The sequence below is a fragment of the Eggerthella sp. 1_3_56FAA genome (assembly GCF_000185625.1).
Lineage (GTDB): Bacteria > Actinomycetota > Coriobacteriia > Coriobacteriales > Eggerthellaceae > Eggerthella > Eggerthella lenta.
Genome location: NZ_GL622580.1, coordinates 999345 through 1017609 on the forward strand (window position 1 = coordinate 999345; position 18265 = coordinate 1017609).

Consider the following 18265-nt stretch of genomic DNA (forward strand, 5'->3'; position numbering starts at 1 on the left):
GGCGATCACTCGTACTTTTCGATAAGGTCGATGAGATCCTGCTTCGAATGCAGGGCGGTCTTTTCCAGGATGCGCCGCGTGTGCGTGCGCACGGTGCTCTCGGACACGAACAGCGCCTCGGCGATCACCTTGGCCGAGCGCCCGCGCGCCAGGTAGGGGAGCACCTCGGCTTCGCGGCGGGTCAGCCCGTAGTACGAGGCTATCTGCTCGAGCACGTCGCCGTCGGGCTCGGAGGCGGATTCGTCGCCTCGCGCTTCGTCGGCGGAGGCGATCTGCTGGCGGGGGCAGGCGGCTCCGCATCCCGCTGCGCACGAAACGGCCGCGGCTTTCCCTTCGGCGTCTTTCGCCTTGCTGGCGCCGAAGCTCAAAAACGAGAACCGATTGCCGCCCTGCTGGAACAGCGCCAGCATGGCCAGCACGTAGACCGCGCCCACCGACACGCCGATGACCAGCATGGATGGGCTTTCGGGGATGAGCATCACCACGTAGCCGATGCCGATGCCCACCAGTCGTGCGATGATGGACACCCCTCGCACGATGCCGCCTACCACGAAGCCCGACACGCTGAAGTCGTATGCGGTCGACGCCACCATATACCAGATGATCACGTCGAATACGCCGTAGCACGCGCTCATTACCGTGTTGAGCTCCACCGGGTACGTACTCCAGAACATCGGCATGAGCGCGAACAGCACCACGAGAATGGGCACGATCACCTTGAACGTAAGCGCCAGATCGGTGCGGCGTCGCGCGAACAGCACGAGCCCGATGAGCGCCACGGCGGCCACGATGTTGGCGATAAGCGGCAGCCGGTGAGCCTCGTAAGCCGAGTCGACTGAAGCCACGGTCATCTGCCACACGTAGCCGAACAGGCACGACAGCACGAGGCTGGCCACGATGAGACTGACCAGCGAGCCGAGCGCCGTGCGGTAACGCCCCGAGTCGGCCGTGATTGCGGGCCGATCGTCGGTTTCTTCGCGGTTGCAGCGCGTCAAGCACAGCTGCGAGAGCACGGGCAGCGGCAACATGAGCAGCAGCGCCGGAACCCCCAGCTCCTCCGAGCAGAACGAGAACGCGACGAACAACAGCGCGGTCAACAACAGCACAACGGGCAGATAGAACGAAGTGCGCGACGGATGCATGCGCCCGAGGCACTCGGCCCAGCTTCCCCAGAAGTAGCCGTATCCCACGCCGGCTAGAACGGAGCCCAGCACGAGCGGGACGACGGCCATCGTCTCCGTCAGCAATCCGGCGCTTCCGGCCATGCCCGAGCCTGTCATCAGCACGAGCCCTGTCACGATGCTCACCGTGAACGCCGAAGCGGGCAGTTTGTCGTAGAAGGAGTGGTCGCGTTCCGTGCGCGAGGCCACCAGGAACAGCGTGGTCATGTTCGCGACGAACGAGATGATCACGACGAGCGTCTGATATCCCGTGGTGTTCATCGGCCCCGACAGCAGGATGGAGCTGCGGAACGTGAGCATGCTGCATGCCCAGAAGAAAGCGAGGCCGAGGTGGCGTATACGAAGCGTTTTCCACACCATGCGCATGCTGCGTCGATCGCGCGGGCGCGACAGGCGTTCAGGCATGAACAATCCCTCCTCGTCCTTGGCGCCGCCTGTTTCTCTGAGAACGGCGCATGGCTCCCTTTCATCTTGGAAAAGCTTATCATCAGCGCAAACAATCAAATCATCAATAATTGATGATACTGTCCCGAGACCCTCATCATAGCATTGCCCACGCCGAAGGAAGGGGGCTGCGATGATCGACGGGCAAAATGATACCATAGTAATAGGATTACAGGCGTGCGCTCCGGTTTTCGCGACCGGCTCGATTGACGACGCAGCGGAGGCCGGCGAAGAGGGCTCGTGCTGCAACGGGTTCCAAGTCGATTGGCTGTCCGAAGACGTTCGCCGCTTGCTCGCTGCTCACGGCTTTACCGCCCCCGATCCAGTGGATAGCGTCGCGCGCCGCATGGTGGAGCGCGAGGTGCTCACGCCGGGCATGCCGCTTGCGGCCATGCCGGTGGAATCGCTCTACAAGCCGTGGACGTCTTTGCCGGGCTCGCAGTTCGGCGGAGCGCGAGGGCTGTACTTGGGCGATGCGGCGCGCCATGTGCAGGCGCTCTACGAAGCGCTTAAGGTGGAGATTCCGAAGCGTTTCGCGGCGATGCCCGACCACCTGTCTCTTCTGTGCGAGCTGCTTGCGCTCTACATGGAAGCCGGCAACAAGGAGGCTGCCCGCCTGCTTGCACAGGATCACTTCGACTGGCTCGACGCCTACGACGCGGCGCTCGACGAGCGCGCGGAGCGGGCGGCCTCGGCTTCGGCCTTCGACGAGGAGGAGCGCGCCGCTCTGGCGCGCGGCATCGGCCAGGTGCGCGCGTACGTTGCGCTTCTGGGCGAGCTCGCGCGACATGCGGGGCAGGGCGCACCGACGCCGAACGAGGCGAAAACGGCACCAACAAGGGAGGAAAGAAAGGAAGCGAAATGAACTCATCCGTAACACGGCGGACGTTCCTCAAGGGGTCGGCGGCCACGGCGGCGCTGGCTGCGACGGGCGCGGGCGTGTGCTCTCTCGGCGCATGGCAGGCCGAGGTGGCTCACGCCGAAGGCTCGTACGAGCGCAAAGAAGGCGCATCGCTCTGCAACGGCTGCTCCAGCAAGTGCGGCCTCGTGGCCACCACGCTGGGCGGCCAGCTGTTCACGCTGCGCGGCAGCGACGTGCATCCCTACGCCAAGGGCACCATCTGCGGTCGAGGTCACGGCGTGGCGCAGATCGCCTATTCCGACGAGCGCCTGACCCAGCCCATGCGCCGCGCGGCCGACGGTTCGTTCGAAGCTATCGACTGGGACACCGCGTTTTCCGAAATCGGCGCCAAGGTGAAGGACATTCTGGCCAAGAACGGCCCCGAAGCCCTGGCAATCGTCCAGGATCCGCGCCCTTCGGGCAAGGAGTACTCCAAGCGCTTCATCAACGCGCTCGGTTCGGCCAACATCTACACGCACGGCGCGGCCTGCAACTCCTCGAAGGAGGCGGGCTTCGCGCAGACCATCGGCACGGGCAACTTCTCGGTCGATTTCGGCAACTCCAAGATGGTCGTGTTCATCGGTCGCAGCTACGGCGACGGCATTCGCCCCTCGTCGGTGCAGAGCCTGGCCGCCGCGGCCGACAAGGGCACGCGCATCGTCATCGTGGATCCGCGCCTCAACAACTCGGGCATCTTCGCCACCGACTGGGTGTCCATCAAGCCCGGAACCGACCTGGCGTTTCTGCTGGGTATCTGCAACGTGCTCATCGAAGAGGACCTGTACGACCATGAGTTCGTCGAGCAGAACGCCGTGGGCTTCGACGAGTTCGCCGCGCAGGCCAAGGAGTACACCCCCGCGTGGGCCGAGCAGCAGTGCGGCGTGCCGGCGGCCACCATCGAGGAGATCGCCCGGGCGCTTGCCAAGGCCGCTCCGGCCGCGGCCGTCGAGGCTTCGTGGCGCGCGGCGTTCGGATGCGCGCATCAGAACTCGTTCGACACCGCCCGCGCGGTGACGGCGGTGAACGCGCTTCTGGGCAGCTGGGGCGCGAAGGGAGGCGCGCTGCTCACGTCCTCGCCGAAGGCGGGCGACATCGACAAGCAGAAGTTCCCCTCCGCTCCGAAGCCCGAGGCCAAGCGCGTGGGCGACAAGGAGTACCCGCTCGCTCCCAGCGGCATGGGATCGAACCTGGCCGTGCTGCAGGCGGCGCTCGACGGCGCTATGAAGGGCGTGTTCTTCTACAACTCCAACGCCGTGCAGGGCTACGCCCAGCCGAAGGTGTGGCGCGAGGGGTTGGAGAAGACCGATCTCGTGGTCACCATCGACGTGCAGATGTCCGAGACGGCGCTCGCGTCCGACTACGTGCTGCCCGAGTGCACCTACCTCGAGCGCATGGAGCTGCCCGAGTTCATCGGCGGCAAGAAACACTACGTGGCCATGCGCACGCAGGTGCTCGAGCCCATCCACCCCGAGACGAAACCGTGCGATGAGATCTTCGCCGGCCTGGCCGAGGCGTGCGGCGTGGGCGAGTACTTCCCGTTCACGGTGGAGGAGCTTGCAGCCGCCCAGCTCGAGACGGTGGGCGTGAGCCTGGACGAGCTCAAGGAGAAGGGCATCGTGGAGCTTCCCGATCCCGGCTTCGAGTACAAGACCCCCAAGTTCAAAACCCCGACGGAGAAGTTCCAGTTCTCGTCCGAGGCGGTGGGCGAGGCGGGCCTCAACCCGGTCATCGGCTGGACGCCGCGCCTCGTGGAGCCCAAACAGGGCGAGTTCTACCTGGTGGGCGGCAAGCAGGGCATCCACTCGCACACGATGACCCAGAACGTGGCCACGATGAACGCCATCTCGCGCGAGTACGGCTTGGAGCGCGCGTGGATCTCGGCGCAGGATGCGGCCGACCTGGGCATCGCCGACGGCGATATGATCGAGATCGCCTCGAGCGAGCATACCGGCCAGGTGGCGGCGCGCGTGACGCAGCGCATGCGCCCGGGCGTGGTGTTCCTGCCCACGCACTACGGCGGATCGTCGCCGTACCAGAGCCGCGCGTACCAGTTCGGCTTGAACATGACCGATTTCGTGCCGTTCCACATGGAGCCCGGCACGGGTGCCACCATGAGCCAGGAAGTGGCCGTCACGGTGAGGAAGGTGGAGGCGTAACATGACCCGCTACGGAATGCTCATCAACACCAAGAAATGCGTGGGCTGCTACGCCTGCCGCATGGCGTGCCAGATGATCAACAAGCTGGAACCCGAAGAGGCGTTCATCAGCTACAAGGAGATCGAGCAGGGAACGTATCCCAGCGTGTACGCCGAGACCGTGCCCGTGCAGTGCATGCACTGCGAGAACGCCCCCTGCCAGCAGGTGTGCCCGACGCACGCCACCTACACCACCGAATCCGGCGTGGTGCTGGTAGACGAGGAGAAGTGCATCGGCTGCAAGTACTGCATGGCGGCGTGCCCCTACGGCGTGCGCATCCAGATCGAGAAGACCGGCGTCATCGAGAAGTGCCGCTTCTGCTGGTACGAGGGCGAGCCGGGCAACCCGCCGGCGTGCGTGGGCACCTGCATCTCGGGCGTGCGCGTGTTCGGCGACCTCGACGATCCCGACAGCGACATCTCGCGCGAGATCGCCCGCACGAACGCCCAGCCTATCGCGGGCGACCTGACCGAATCCAAGATCTATTACGTGAGGTGATGAACCATGGTTTGGGGACCTATGATCGCATGGTACCTGTTTCTGGCCGGCGCGTCGGCAGGTGCCTTCCTGACCTCGGCTTTCGTTGAGGTGAAATATCCCGAGAGCGTGAAGATGCGCGTGGCCGGCCGTATCATCGCCCCAATTTTCCTGGGGATCGGCCTGGTCATGTTGATGCTGGACGCCGAAGCCGGCCTGCACAACCCGCTGCGCTTCTTCTGGCTCATCGCTAACCCCGGTTCCGTGATGACGCTGGGCGTGTACTTCATCTGCGTGTTCATGCCGGTGGCGCTGGTTTCCGCGCTGCTGGAGGTGCTGAAGAAGCGCGTGCCGAAGTGGCTCACGTGGATCGGCATCGTGTTCGCGTTCGCCGTGGCGGCCTACACCGGCTTCCTGCTGGGCGTGGTGAAGGCGTTCCCGCTGTGGAACAACGCGGTGCTGCCCATCCTGTTCGTGGTATCGGCGCTGTCGGCCGGCCTTGCGGCCACGTCGCTGGTTGGCCTGCTGGTGGATCGCGAGCGCTTCGAGCAGATGTGGCTGATCAAGAAGTCGCATGTCATCCTGTCGGCCATCGAGATGGTGGTGCTGGCCACGATGCTGGTCATCGTGAGCGCCGGCAGCGTCGAAGGTGCGGCGTCGGTGTACTCGCTCGTGGCCGGTCAGTACGCTCCGGCGTTCTGGGGAGGCATCGTGCTTCTGGGCCTGGTGGCTCCGTTCATCATCGAAGGCTACCCGGTGTTCATCACGAAGCGCGTCGAGACCTCGATGACTTCGATGGTGGTCAGCGTCATCGGCGAGGCGGGCGTGCTGGTGGGCGGCTTCATGCTGCGCCTGCTGGTGGTTCTGTCGGCGCTGCCGGTGCTGTACCTGTAGAAGCCGCCGTATCGAGCGGGCATCATGACATAGCATTGCCTGACAGGCGCCGCACCCCTCCGCGGCGCCTGTCTCTTTTTGCGCGCGGCATCCAGCGGGTCGATTGTCGCTCGAAACGGTCGGAATCGTCGCGGAAACCGACCGTTTCGAGCGACGGCGCGCGGATGTCGAGGGGCGTCGGGGAGGGGGAGATGTCAGCGGTATTTCTCGATGAGGTCGATGACCTGCTGTTTGGAGTGCAGGTCGGTTTTCTCCAGGATGCGGCGGGTGTGGGTGCGGATGGTGTTCTCGGACACGAACAGGGCATCGGCGATGACGCGCGCCGAACGGCCGCGCGCGATGAAAGGCAGCAGCTCGGCCTCGCGCCGCGTCAGGCTGAAGTCCTCGGCGATCTGCTCGAACACGGCTTCCTCGCTGAGGGGCGCGTCGTCCGGCCGGGTTTCGGGAGCTGCGGGAGCGATGGAGGCTGCGGGAGCTTCGGCCGCCTGCACGACGGGGGCGATGACGGCGGCCGGCGCGTTCGCCGGCTCTGCGGGCGGTGCGTTCGTCGCAGGTGCGGCCGCCTTCTTTTCGATCGGCTCGTCCTCCACCACGATCGGCATGCCCTTGCGACGCGTGCGGTAGAACAGTCCCAGCATGGCAAGCACGTACACTGCGCCCACCGATATACCAACGATCAGCAACGACGGGCTTCCCGGCACGAGCATGAGCAGATAGCCGATGCCGATTCCCAGCAGGCGCGCCAGGATTGACAATCCGCGCACCAGGGCGCCGATGACGAAGCCCGAAACGGCGAAGTCGTAGGAGGCCGACACCACCATGTACCAGATGATCACGTCGAACGTCCCGTAACATGCGCTCATCACGGCGTTGAGCACCACGGGGCTCGTCTCCCAGAAGAACGGAAGCACGGCGAACAGGATGACGATGACGGGCACGATGACGCGGTATGCCAAGGCCAGGTCAAGACGCTTGTGGGCGTATAGCACAAGCCCGATCAGGCATACGGCCACCACGAGGTTCGCAACGAGCGGCGCCTGGTGCGCCTCGTTCACCGATCCCACCGACAACACCGTCATCTCCCACACGAGCCCGAACAGCAGCGATAGCACGAGGCTGGCCACGATGAGCGTGACCAGCGAGGCGAGCGCCGTAAGGTAGCGTTTCGAGTCCACGGTGCGCGCGTAGCGCCCGTCGGGAACCTCTGCATGGCACCGGCGCAGGCAGACGAGCGACAGCACGGGAAGCGGCAGCATCAACAGCAGCGGCGGGGCGCTTTCGTATTCGGCCGAGAGCGAGATGATCAGGAACAGCGCAGCTGTCAGCAAAAACGCCATCGGCACGTAGAACGACGTGCGCGAGGGGTGCATGCGTCCCAGGTACTCCGCCCAGCTTCCCCAGTAGTAGCCGTAACCCACGCCCGTCAGCACCGATCCTCCCACCAGCAGCGCCATCATCGTCGCGTCGCTTCCCAGGCGTCCTGCGACATCGATGACCACGAGGCCGGCCATGATGAAGGCGCAGAACAGCCATCCGGGAAGGCGGTCGAACGTATGCGGATCGCGTTCCATGAACGCGGCGATGGCGAACAAGGTGGTCATGTTCGCGATGAACGAGACCAGCACGACGAGCGTCTCGAGCTCGGGCGTGTTCGCGGGCCCCTGCAGCAGGATGGAACTGCGGAACGTGAGCATGCTGCACGCCCAGAAGAAGGCGAGGCCGACGTGACGGAATCGCAACGTCTTCCAAACCATCCGCATGCTGCGGCGGTCGCGCGCGACCGCGATCCGAGTGCTCACATTCCTCCCTTTCCCGGTCGACGAGCGGGTAGCCGTTCTGTGTCGAAGCCGCTTAACAACCGTGCTGATGACCCTATTCATCAGGTAAAACGTTCAAATCACCAGAAACTGATTACCCGACCCGTTCCCGTCGCGCCTAGGATTGGCGATGACGAGAAAGGACGGATCGTGTCCGTTATGACGAACGTAGCCTACATATTATCGCTCATTGCACCGCTTTTTTCCTACCTGAAAGAAGAGGATTACGTCTCCATGCAGCAAAACCCTGCATGGCAGGACGTGCGCGCGGCGGCAGGCGCTCCGCTGCAAGAGGCGCTGTCGCTTCCGACATGGTCCGCTCGCTCGTCGTTTCAGAATGAACTGCTGGTGCCAGGCATGCCGCTGGCCGCTATGCCGGTGGAGTCGCTGTACAAGGCGTGGTCCACGCAGCAGGGCAACGCGTTCGGCGCTACGCGCGGGCTGTACTTAGGCGATCCTGCGCGGCATTTGTCCCAGGTGTATCGAGAGCTGGCCATCGAAGTCCCCGCGGAGTTCGCCTCGATGCCGGACCATCTGACGCTGGAGCTGGAGCTGCTGGCGCTGCTGCTGGACGCGGGCAACGGAGAAGCCGCCCGCCAGCTGGCTGCCGACCATCTCGATTGGCTTTGCGAGTACGACGCTGCGTTGGCCGACCGCGCCGACATGGTGGCGCATAACGAAGCGCTCCCGTCGGTGCGCCGCCGGAACCTGCTGGACGGCATCGCGTTTTTGCGGGCTCTCGCGGCGCTCGCGCAGCGGACGGTGGGCGAAGCGCTCGCCTTCGCGAACGCCGCCGAAGGAGAGGCCGTCGCCGTATGACCTACCCGGCGTCTGCTGCTGCAAACAGGCGCCGTGCCCATAGGTGAACAAGCAAGACGAGTGAACGATAAGAAAGGGAGGAAAGGAATGAGGGAGACAACGGTATCGCGTAGAACGTTTCTCAAGGGTTCGGCCGCTACGGCTGCGCTCGCCTGCGCCGCGGGTTCCATCTCGCTTGGCTCATGGCAGGCCGAGCGCGCGGCAGCGGCCGAACCGGCGGTCACGGTCACGGCCCCGTCGCTGTGCAACGGTTGTTCCAGCAAGTGCGGGCTTATCGCCACGACGGTGGACGGCCAGCTCTGGACGCTCAAGGGCAACGAGGTCCATCCGTACTCGAAGGGACGCATCTGCGGGCGCGGCCATGGTCTTGCCCAGATGGCGTACTCCGACGAGCGCGTCACGCAGCCTTTGCGTCGCAAGGACGACGGCACCTTCGAGCCCATCGACTGGGACACCGCGTTCAAGGAGATCGGCGCGAAGGTGCAGGACATCATCGCCAAGAACGGGCCTGAATCGCTGGCTATCATCCAGGATCCGCGTCCGTCGGGCAAGCAGTACTCCGCCCGCTTCATGAACGCGCTGGGTTCGGCGAACGTGTACGCGCACTCTTCTTCGTGCAACCTGTCGAAGGAGAGCGCCTACCAGCTGACCATCGGCGCCACCGGCTATTCGAACGACTTCGCCAATGCGAAGATGGTCATGTTCATCGGCCGCAGCTACGGCGACGGCATCCGTCCCTCGTCGGTGCAGAGCCTGGCCGACGCCGCCGAGCACGGCACCCGCGTGGTCATCGTCGACCCGCGCCTCAACAACTCCGGCATCTTCGCCAGCGACTGGGTGCCCATCAACCCCGGCACCGACCTGGCGCTGCTCATGGCAATGGCGAACGTGCTCATCGAGGAAGACCTCTACGACCACGATTTCGTGGAGCAGAACACGTACGGCTTCGAGGAGTTCGCCGAGCAAGCCAAGGAGTACACGCCCGAGTGGGCCGAGAAGATCACCGACGTCCCGGCCGAGACCATCCAGGAGCTTGCCCGCTCCATGGCGAAAGCGGCTCCGGCGGCTTCCATCGAGTCGGGTTGGCGCTCGGTCATCGGCTGTTCGTACAAGAACTCGTTCGAGACGGCGCGTGCCATCACGGCCATCAACTCGCTTCTGGGCTGCTGGGGCGCGAAGGGCGGCGCGCTGATCACGTCCTCGCCGAAGGCCGGCGCTATCGAGGACGCCCGCTTCAAGGCGCCCGCGAAGCCCGCTGCCAAGCGCATCGGCGATGCGGAGTACCCGCTGGTCCTGGCCAGCGCCGGCACCAACGTGGCTGCGTTGCAGGCGACGCTCGAGGGTGAGATCAAGGGCCTGTTCTTCTACAACTCGAACGCGGCGAAGGGCTACGCGCAGCCGAAGAAGTGGACCGAGGCTCTGGAAAAGACCGACCTCGTGGTCACCATCGACGTGCAGATGTCCGAGACGGCTCAGCAGTCCGACTACGTGCTGCCCGAGGTCACGTACCTGGAGCGCCTGGAGCTTCCGGAGTTCGTGGGAGGTAAGAAGCACTACGTCGGCATGCGAACAGTGGCCTTGGAGAAGATCCATCCCGAAACGAGGACGTGCGACGAGATCTTCAACGGCCTGGCGGAAGCGTGCGGCGTGGGCGAGTATTTCCAGTTCACCGCCGAGGATTGGGCTGAGGCGCAGCTGGCAACCGTGGGCGTGTCGCTTGACCAGATGAAGAAGGAAGGCGTGGTGGAGCTGCCTGACCCGCACTTCGAGTACGGCGTGCCCACGTTCAAAACGGCGTCGGGCAAGTTCGAGTTCAAAACCGACAAGGTGGGCGAGGCCGGCCTCAATCCGGTGATCGGCTGGATTCCGCGCAAGGTGACGCCCCAGAGCGGCGAGTTCGCCATCGTGGGCGGCAAGCAGGGCATCCACTCCCATACCATGACCCAGAACATCGAAGCCCTGCACGCCATCTCGCGCGAATACCACATGGAGCGCCTCTGGATGGCCGCCAAAGACGCTGCCGACCTGGGCGTGCAGACAGGCGACACCGTGGAGGTGTCGTCGAGCGAGCACACCGGCCAGGTGGAAGTGCGTGTGACGCAGCGCCTCAAGCCCGGCGTCGTGTTCCTTCCCACGCACTACGGCGGCGACGCGCCTGCACAAACCCGCGCATACCATTACGGCATCAGCCTGACCGACTTCATCCCGCTGGACGCGGAGCCGGGCGTCGGCTCCATGATGAGCCAGGAAGTTGCAGTCACGGTGAAGAAGGTGGAGGCGTAACATGACCCGCTACGGAATGCTGATCAACACGAAGAAGTGCGTCGGCTGCTCGGCCTGCCGCATTGCTTGTCAGATGAAGAACCATCTGGATCCCGAAGAATCGTTCATCAAGTACCACGAGATCGAGACGGGGGAGTACCCCAACGTGTACAACGAGATCGTCCCCACACAGTGCATGCACTGCGAGGACGCGCCTTGCGCTGCCGTGTGTCCGACGCATGCCACCTACATCACCGATTCCGGCGTGGTGCTGGTGGACGAGGAAAAGTGCATCGGCTGCAAGTACTGCATGGCTGCGTGTCCTTACGGCGCCCGCATCGTGCAGGAGAAGACCGGTGTGGTGGAGAAGTGCCGCTTCTGCTGGGACGGCGAAAAACCGGGCAATCCGCCGGCGTGCGTGGGAACCTGCATTTCGGGTGCGCGCATCTTCGGCGATCTGGACGACCCGGATAGCGAGATCAACCAGGCTATCGCGAAATACCACGCACAGCCGCTCGCTGACAACCTGACCGTTTCGAAAATCTACTACGTGAGGTGATGAACCATGGTTTGGGGACCTATGATCGCATGGTACCTGTTTTTGGCCGGCGCGTCGGCGGGAGCGTTCCTGACGTCCACGTTCGTCGAAGCCAAGTACCCCGAGAGCGTGAAGATGCGCGTCGCTGGCCGCATCATCGCTCCCATCTTCGTCGGCATCGGCCTGCTCATGCTCATGTTGGACGCCGAAGCCGGTCTGCACAACCCGCTGCGCTTCTTCTGGCTCATCTCGAACCCCGGTTCCGTGATGACGCTGGGCGTGTACTTCATCTGCGTGTACATGCCGGTGGCGCTTGCCGTGGCCGTTCTCGAGATACTCAAGAAGCGCGTGCCGAAGTGGCTCACGTGGATAGGCATCGTCGCGGCGTTCGCCGTGGCGGCCTACACCGGCTTCCTGCTGGGCGTGGTCAAGGCGTACCCGCTGTGGAACAACGCCATATTGCCCATCCTGTTCGTGGTGTCGGCGCTGTCGGCGGGCCTCGCTGCCACGTCGCTCGTGGGGCTGATCGTGGATCGCGAGCGCTTCGAGCAGATGTGGCTGATCAAGAAGAGCCACGTCATCCTGTCCGCCGTTGAAATGGTCGTGCTGGCCACGATGCTGATCATCGTGAGCGCCGGCAGCTTCGAAGGCGCCGCGTCGGTCTACTCGCTCGTGGCCGGGCAGTACGCTCCGGCGTTCTGGGGCGGCATCGTCCTTCTGGGTCTTGTCGCGCCGTTCCTTATCGAGGGCTACCCGGTGTTCATCGCCAAGCGCGTGGAAACGTCGACGACCTCGATGGTGGTCAGCGTCATCGGCGAGGCCGGCGTGCTGGTGGGCGGCTTCATGCTGCGCCTGCTGGTGATTTTGGCCGCCCTGCCCGTGCTGTTCCTCTAGCTCACCCGTGCGCCCCGCCCACCCCCTGGCGGGGCGCTGGCGGCCGGATTCCCCCTCCCTTTCTCTTCCGGCCGCTTTTCCTCTTTCATGGGCGCTGCGCACTCCCCCTCCGCGCAGCGCCCGTCTGTATTCCGACGAATCGAGGTGGCATCTATGGAAGAATCCCACGTTCCGCATTGGGGCATGGTCATCGATCTTGCGAAGTGCGTCGGGTGCGATTCGTGCACCGTGGCGTGCAAGGCCGAGAACCGCACGCCTCCGGGCGTCACGTACAACGTGGTGCTGGAACAGGAGACGGGCGCGTATCCCAACGTGCGTATCGAGGCGATCCCCCGTCCCTGCATGCAGTGCGAGAACCCCGCCTGCGTGTCGGTATGCCCGGTGAGCGCGACGTACCGCGGCGAGGACGGCATCGTGGTCATCGACGCCGACCGTTGCATAGGCTGCAAATACTGCATCGCCGCGTGCCCGTACGGCGCGCGCTCGGCCGACGAGGGTTCGTCGTACGCAGTCGAGATGCAGGCGGCCGATCAGGTGACGGCGCCCGAGTACGGCGTGGATCACGGCGCGCGCGGGAAGTACCGGGGCACGTACGGCACCGTGCGCAAGTGCACGTTCTGCGTGCACCGCATCGCCGAGGGCGAGGCGCCCGCGTGCTGCGAGACGTGCATCGGCGACGCGCGCTACTTCGGCGATCTGAACGATCCGTCGTCGAAGGTGGCGCAGCTGGCCGCTTCGCCGCGGGCGTTCCGCCTGCGCGAGGAGCTGGGCACGAACCCGTCCGTCTACTATCTGAAATGAGCGAGGTGAGCATCTATGGCATCTGAAACGAAGCGCAGGCGCTGGCTGCCGGCACCGTTCTCGCGCCGTGCTACCATCGTGTGGGCGGTGATCGTAGCCGTGCTGCTGGTTGCGGGCGCGTACTTCATGTACGACCGCTTGGCGAACGGACTGGGCATGGCGGGAGCCACGAATTCCGTGCCCTGGGGCTTGTGGGTGGTCGTCTACATCTGGTTCTCCGGTTTGGCGGGCGGCTTGTACCTCCTTTCGGCGCTGGTCTACCTGCTGAGGATTCCCCGCTTCGCGCCCGTCGCGCGCATGGCGCTGGGTTTGAGCGTGGTGTCGCTTGTCGTGTCGATGATATTCATCGGCATCGACCTGGGCGCCATCCGGCATTCGCTGGGAACGCTGCTGTTCTTCCATTGGTCGTCGCCGTTGGCCTGGGAGATCAAGGCGTATATGTTCTTCATGGTCGTGGCCGTCGCACAGTTCGTGCTCGTGCTGCTGAACGACAAGCGAGCTGCCGAGGCTGCTGGCGAGCCCAGCATGGAATCGCTTCGGCGGCGCGGCAACGTGAACCTGGCCATCCGCGTGCTGGCCGGGGTGGGCGTGGCCACGTCGTTCGTGGGCCCTCCGGGCGGTACGGGCATGTTCTTCGCTGCGGTGAAGACGCGCGGGCTGTGGGAGGGCGGCATCACGTCGGTGCTGTTCTACGTCATGGCCGTGGTGACGGCTGCCGCGTTCCTGATCGTCGCATATCGGCTGCTCGCGCGGCTGCGCGGGGCGCGGCCGGACGGTAGCGCGCTCGTGGGTCTGAACCGCGTGCTGGCGGCGTCGCTGTTCGCGCTGGCGTTCTGCGTGTTCTTCCAGATCGCCCCGCCGTTGCTGTCGGGCGATCCGGCGTCGGCGACGGCCGTGGGCGTGATGGTGTCGGGTTCTTTGGCGCCGCTGTTCTGGATCGGCGAGATCGGCCTGGGACTGGCGGTGCCCGCGGCGCTGTTGGCCGTGGGGGCGTTTCGTTCGCGCTGCGCGGCCGGCGGCGTTTGGACGGTCGCTGCTGCCGTCTCCGCCATGGCGGGCATCCTGGCGCTGCGCTACGTGCTGGTGGTGGCAGGGTTCTCGGTTCCGCTTCTGGGCGGCATGCCCCTGCCTGCGTACGTGCCCACTTTGGGCGAGGCGATGGTGACGCTGTTCGTTCTGGGATTGGCCGTCGGCTGCTACGGACTGGCTGTGCGCCTGCTGCCGCTCGAGCGCAGGAGCGCGAGCGAGGGCGAGGCGCGGTTGGAAAGCTCCTACGAGGGCGCAGGTTCGGCCGCCGTGTCGTGCGGCGGGGTTTCGACGGGCAAGGAGGTGCGCGATGGAGGCGCAGCATAAAGACGGACGGCGATGCGATGCCGCAAGCGAGCCTCAGCGTTCGAGCTTGTTCGGAACGCCTTCGCGGCGCGCCGTGGTCGGCGCCGGTTGCGCGGTCGCCGCAGGCGCCTTGGTCGCCGGAGGCGGGCTGGGCGCGTACATGGCCGCTGATGACCCGCTGACCGACGAGCCTCACGGGCGCGGCAACGCCACCGGCGCGTGCGCGGCCGACGACGTCATCCTGTCCATGTGCAACAACTGCAACAGCTACTGCACCATCAAGGTGCGCGTGACCGATGCGGCCGACGGCAAGCAGGCGAACGACGGCGCCACCGCGCTGGTGCGCAAGATCGCGGGCAATCCGTACTCGCCGCTCAACTCGCAGCCCTACGCGCCGATCCCCTACGCTACGCGGCCCGAGGAAGCGCTCGCCCCCGGCGACGACATGGCCGTGGCCGGTCGCGCTTCGAACGGGGGCATGATATGCCTCAAGGGCCAGGCGGGCATTCAGCTCGTGCACGACCGGTTCCGCATCACGCAGCCTTTGCGCCGCGTGGGGGAGCGCGGGTCGGACGAGTGGGAGACGGTCAGCTGGGACACGGCCCTCGACGAGATCGTGAACGGGTCGCCCGCGCTGGGCACGCCGGGCATCGCCGAATGGTACGCCTACGCGCCGAAGAAGCAGGTGGAGGCCGATGTCGCGCTTGTGGAGTCGGGCGAGATGACCAAGGACGCCTTCGCGGCGAAATGGGCCGACAAGCTGATCGACGTGGAGCATCCCGACCTGGGCCCCAAGTCCAACCTGTTCTGCTCGGCCGGCGGCGACCGCATGTTCCTCATCGGGGACCGCTTGACGCAGCTGGGGTTCGGCTCGGTCAACAACTTCAACCACGGCGGCGTGTGCGGCATGACGGGCGTCATGGCCAACGTGCGCACGCACCCCACGACGAACCATAAGCGCATGTACGCCGACATCGACCATTGCGAATGCCTTATCATCTGGGGCACCGAGCCCATGACGGCGAACAAGGGTCCGTCGTGGCTGGCTCCGCGCCTGTCGGTGGCGCGCGAGCGCGGCATGAAGCTGTACGTGGTCGACCCGCGCCAGGGGCGTAGCGCCTCGAAGGCCGACGTGTGGCTGCCCGTGATTCCCGGCAAGGACGCCGAGCTGGCGTTCGCCATGATGTCGTGGATCATCGCGAACGAGCGCTACGATGCGGCCTACCTGTCGGCGCCTTCGAAGAAGGCAGCCGCGGCGCTGGGCGAGCCCACCTGGTCCGATGCGACGCACCTCGTGGCCGTCGACCTGCCGAACCGGCCCATCGTCACGGCCAAGGCGCTGGGGCGCGCGGGCGAGGTCGGCGCGAACGGCGAGGCGCTGGCCGACGACGCGCGCTTCGTGCTGGTGGACGGCGAGCTGACTCTCGCCGATGCCGCCGAGGGCGCCGCCGATCTGCTAGTGGACGCAGAGATCGACATCAAGGGAAAGCCTGCGCGCGTGAAGAGCGTGTTCCAGCTTTTGAAAGAGCGCGTCGAGGAGCGAACGCTGGAGGAGTACGCCGCCGATGCGGGCATCGAGCCCTCCGTGGTGGAAGAGGTGGCGCGCGAGTTCACGTCGCACGGCAAACGTGCCTGCGTCATGAGCTACCGCGGCCCGGCTATGCACGCCAACGGCTTCGATGCGGTGCGCGCCGTGGGGTATCTCAACTTCCTCATCGGCAACCACGATTGGAAGGGCGGTCACATCGCCGCCGCGGCGAAGTTCGCGCCGTTCGAGGGCCGCTACGACTTGAAGACCGTGCCGGACGCGCATGCCGGATGGGGCATTCCCATCACGCGCCAGAAGACCGAGTACGAGAAGACCAGCTACTTCAAGCAGGACGGCTATCCGGCGCCGCGTCCGTGGTACCCGCTGCCGGGCAACCTGTCGCACGAGATCGTGCCCACCTTGCGCGCGGGCTACGTGTACGATCATTTGGGCGCGCTGTTCATCCATCGCCATTCGCTGGTGGACTCCACGCCCGGCGGGCGGCGACTGGCCGACGTGCTGGGCGACCAGGACAAGATCAACCTGCTGGTGTCGTTCGACGTGGAGATAGGCGACACGTCGCGCTTTGCCGACTTCGTGTTACCGGACAAGGTGTACCTCGAGCGCTTCAGCCAGGAATCCATCTATCCGAACCAGCAGTACCAGCTCATCCAGCTGGGGCAGCCGGCGGTGCGCGCCTTCGACGGCCCGCGCTCGGTGGAGGACGTGTACTTCGACATCATGCAACGCCTCGGGCTGCCGGGCGTCGGCGAGCATGCCGTGCCGGTGGGCAAGGACGGCGACGGCGGCACGGCGGCCCTTTCGACCGAGTACGACTACTGGTTGAAGATGGCCGCGAACATCGCCTACGCCGGCGAGAAGCCGGTGCCGGACGCCGACGACGACGAGCTCGCCCTGTTCGAGCGCGCCCGCAAGCGCGCGCTGGGCGAGGCGTTCGATCTGGAGGCGTGGAAAGCCGCCGTCACCGAAGAGGAATGGCCGAAGGTGGTGTACGTGCTGAACCGCGGCGGGCGGTTCGCGTCGGCCGACCCTGCGAAGGGCGACGGTTACGACGGAGATCTGATCAAGACGAAGTACGCCGGCTTGTGCGCGTTCTACGACCCGAAGACGGCTTCGCTGAAAGACGCGTTGACCGGTGAGAACTTCGACGGATTGGCCCATACGGCGCCGATCGCCTTCGCCGACGGCACGCCGATGGCGCGGCCGGCCGACCGACCGTTCGCGTTCATCAACTGGAAAGCGCGCACGAACGGCACGCACCGCACCATCGCCGCGTCGTGGCTGCGCGAGACGACCACCGAGAACTTCGTATGGATGTCGCCGTCCGACGCTGCCGAGCGCGGCTTGAAGAACGGCGATGCCGTGGAGGTCGTGGGGCCTGAAGGCACGCTTTCCGGTCACGTGCGCGTGACCGAGGGCATTCGTCCCGGCGTGGTGGGGGCCAACTACTCGTTCGGCCAGCAGGGCTACGCCGCGCGCGCGGTCACCATCGACGGCATGTTGACGGGCCCGGCTCCCGATTACCTCGAAGAAGAGGGCATCCTCGACGGCGACGAGCCCGGCAAGCAGAAGACCGGCTTCGCCGGCGGGCGGGGGCGCGGCTTCTGCATGAACGAGCTGCTGCCCGAGGAAACGCTTGCCGGAGGCGGTGGCGTGACCGATCCTATTGGAGGCGGCGCCGCCCAGTTCGACCTCTGGGTGGACGTGCGGAAGGTGTAGGAATTCGGCGCACTCTAGGGCGCGGGGAAGGCCATGCGGTCCAGCGATCTTCCCCGCGCCGATTCGTGATGGGCGCGGCGTGCGGTCGGCGCGGCGTGCGACGTTCGGTTCCCCGGAACCTCTGCCGCTGCCGTGGAGGGGGATGCGCTATGAGGGAGGGCGCGGCAGCCGCGCGCTGGGCGCGAGCTGGTTTGTGAATTTCGCTTGGAGCGGGCCACTTTCTCGAAGATACGGGGGTTTCGGCTTCCGCTATACTTGCCCGCTGTGAAATCGCTTCTGTACATATTCGAGCGCTACACCAGCCTTCGCCAGCTTTCGCGGCGACGCTCGCGCACGGCTGCGTTCCGCGCGCCGGGCGAAGTGGGTCCTGGCGTGTGGCAAGGCCATCGATGAGCGGACTCTCGTAAGCGGACGACCTCGTTCGACGGCCTCCGCGTTTTC

At 65.5% G+C, this 18265-nt stretch carries 13 protein-coding genes; 11 read left to right on the forward strand and 2 right to left on the reverse strand.

What is annotated here, in order from left to right; translation table 11 throughout:
* Positions 1–5: 5 nt before the first annotated feature.
* On the reverse strand, positions 6–1586 hold the full coding sequence (locus HMPREF1023_RS16150; protein WP_009608078.1) for a response regulator transcription factor: 1581 nt from the start codon (positions 1584–1586) through the stop codon (positions 6–8).
* Positions 1587–1758: 172 nt separating this feature from the next.
* On the opposite strand from HMPREF1023_RS16150, the gene HMPREF1023_RS09540 reads away from it, so the two are divergent.
* The 4 genes from HMPREF1023_RS09540 to nrfD (HMPREF1023_RS09555) are packed head-to-tail and all read left to right on the forward strand — an operon-like array spanning position 1759 to position 6093.
* Positions 1759–2490 carry a molecular chaperone TorD family protein gene (locus HMPREF1023_RS09540; RefSeq protein WP_009306060.1) on the forward strand — a complete coding sequence of 244 codons (732 nt, stop codon included), beginning with the start codon at positions 1759–1761 and terminating at the stop codon, positions 2488–2490.
* Complete coding sequence (locus HMPREF1023_RS09545) at positions 2487–4682, forward strand: molybdopterin-dependent oxidoreductase (protein ID WP_009306062.1); 2196 nt, start codon at positions 2487–2489, stop codon at positions 4680–4682. Before HMPREF1023_RS09540 ends, HMPREF1023_RS09545 begins: the two co-directional genes overlap by 4 nt.
* 1 nt (position 4683) lies before the next feature.
* On the forward strand, positions 4684–5220 hold the full coding sequence (locus tag HMPREF1023_RS09550) for a 4Fe-4S dicluster domain-containing protein (protein ID WP_009306064.1): 537 nt from the start codon (positions 4684–4686) through the stop codon (positions 5218–5220).
* Between the two features lie 6 nt (positions 5221–5226).
* Positions 5227–6093: an NrfD/PsrC family molybdoenzyme membrane anchor subunit gene (nrfD, locus tag HMPREF1023_RS09555; RefSeq protein ID WP_009306066.1), complete on the forward strand. Its 867-nt coding sequence runs from the start codon at positions 5227–5229 to the stop codon at positions 6091–6093.
* A gap of 194 nt (positions 6094–6287) precedes the next feature.
* Here nrfD (HMPREF1023_RS09555) and HMPREF1023_RS09560 read toward each other — a convergent pair whose 3' ends face one another.
* Entirely contained in the window at positions 6288–7892 is a 1605-nt protein-coding gene (locus tag HMPREF1023_RS09560) for a helix-turn-helix transcriptional regulator (protein WP_009306067.1), read from the reverse strand.
* A gap of 177 nt (positions 7893–8069) precedes the next feature.
* Between HMPREF1023_RS09560 and HMPREF1023_RS09565 the strand changes: the two genes are divergently transcribed.
* The 7 genes from HMPREF1023_RS09565 (at position 8070) to HMPREF1023_RS09595 (ending at position 17824) form a co-directional block, all read left to right on the forward strand.
* Entirely contained in the window at positions 8070–8729 is a 660-nt protein-coding gene (locus HMPREF1023_RS09565) for a molecular chaperone TorD family protein (RefSeq protein ID WP_009306069.1), read from the forward strand.
* A gap of 87 nt (positions 8730–8816) precedes the next feature.
* Positions 8817–11012: a molybdopterin-dependent oxidoreductase gene (locus HMPREF1023_RS09570; RefSeq protein ID WP_009306072.1), complete on the forward strand. Its 2196-nt coding sequence runs from the start codon at positions 8817–8819 to the stop codon at positions 11010–11012.
* Position 11013: 1 nt separating this feature from the next.
* The gene (locus HMPREF1023_RS09575) at positions 11014–11550 is read left to right on the forward strand and encodes a 4Fe-4S dicluster domain-containing protein (RefSeq protein ID WP_009306074.1); all 537 of its coding nucleotides are present in this window, start codon (positions 11014–11016) and stop codon (positions 11548–11550) included.
* Positions 11551–11556: 6 nt separating this feature from the next.
* Positions 11557–12423, forward strand: a complete 867-nt coding sequence (gene nrfD, locus HMPREF1023_RS09580; RefSeq protein ID WP_009306076.1) for an NrfD/PsrC family molybdoenzyme membrane anchor subunit — start codon at positions 11557–11559, stop codon at positions 12421–12423.
* Positions 12424–12576: 153 nt separating this feature from the next.
* A complete protein-coding gene (locus HMPREF1023_RS09585; protein WP_035578790.1) occupies positions 12577–13224 on the forward strand; it encodes a 4Fe-4S dicluster domain-containing protein in 648 nt (215 codons plus the stop codon).
* A gap of 15 nt (positions 13225–13239) precedes the next feature.
* On the forward strand, positions 13240–14577 hold the full coding sequence (gene nrfD, locus HMPREF1023_RS09590; RefSeq protein ID WP_009306081.1) for an NrfD/PsrC family molybdoenzyme membrane anchor subunit: 1338 nt from the start codon (positions 13240–13242) through the stop codon (positions 14575–14577).
* A complete protein-coding gene (locus HMPREF1023_RS09595; RefSeq protein WP_009607978.1) occupies positions 14561–17824 on the forward strand; it encodes a molybdopterin dinucleotide binding domain-containing protein in 3264 nt (1087 codons plus the stop codon). The genes nrfD (HMPREF1023_RS09590) and HMPREF1023_RS09595 overlap by 17 nt, the downstream gene beginning before the upstream one ends.
* The last annotated feature ends 441 nt before the right edge of the window (positions 17825–18265 follow it).

Coding starts and splice junctions, on each gene's coding strand:
- HMPREF1023_RS09575 (WP_009306074.1), top strand. CDS start 11,014: ATGACCCGCTACGGAATGCTGATCAACACGAAGAAGTGCGTCGGCTGC.
- HMPREF1023_RS16150 (WP_009608078.1), bottom strand. CDS start 1,586: ATGCCTGAACGCCTGTCGCGCCCGCGCGATCGACGCAGCATGCGCATG.
- nrfD (WP_009306081.1), top strand. CDS start 13,240: ATGGCATCTGAAACGAAGCGCAGGCGCTGGCTGCCGGCACCGTTCTCG.
- HMPREF1023_RS09550 (WP_009306064.1), top strand. CDS start 4,684: ATGACCCGCTACGGAATGCTCATCAACACCAAGAAATGCGTGGGCTGC.
- HMPREF1023_RS09595 (WP_009607978.1), top strand. CDS start 14,561: ATGGAGGCGCAGCATAAAGACGGACGGCGATGCGATGCCGCAAGCGAG.
- HMPREF1023_RS09545 (WP_009306062.1), top strand. CDS start 2,487: ATGAACTCATCCGTAACACGGCGGACGTTCCTCAAGGGGTCGGCGGCC.
- HMPREF1023_RS09585 (WP_035578790.1), top strand. CDS start 12,577: ATGGAAGAATCCCACGTTCCGCATTGGGGCATGGTCATCGATCTTGCG.
- HMPREF1023_RS09570 (WP_009306072.1), top strand. CDS start 8,817: ATGAGGGAGACAACGGTATCGCGTAGAACGTTTCTCAAGGGTTCGGCC.
- HMPREF1023_RS09540 (WP_009306060.1), top strand. CDS start 1,759: ATGATCGACGGGCAAAATGATACCATAGTAATAGGATTACAGGCGTGC.
- nrfD (WP_009306076.1), top strand. CDS start 11,557: ATGGTTTGGGGACCTATGATCGCATGGTACCTGTTTTTGGCCGGCGCG.
- nrfD (WP_009306066.1), top strand. CDS start 5,227: ATGGTTTGGGGACCTATGATCGCATGGTACCTGTTTCTGGCCGGCGCG.
- HMPREF1023_RS09565 (WP_009306069.1), top strand. CDS start 8,070: ATGACGAACGTAGCCTACATATTATCGCTCATTGCACCGCTTTTTTCC.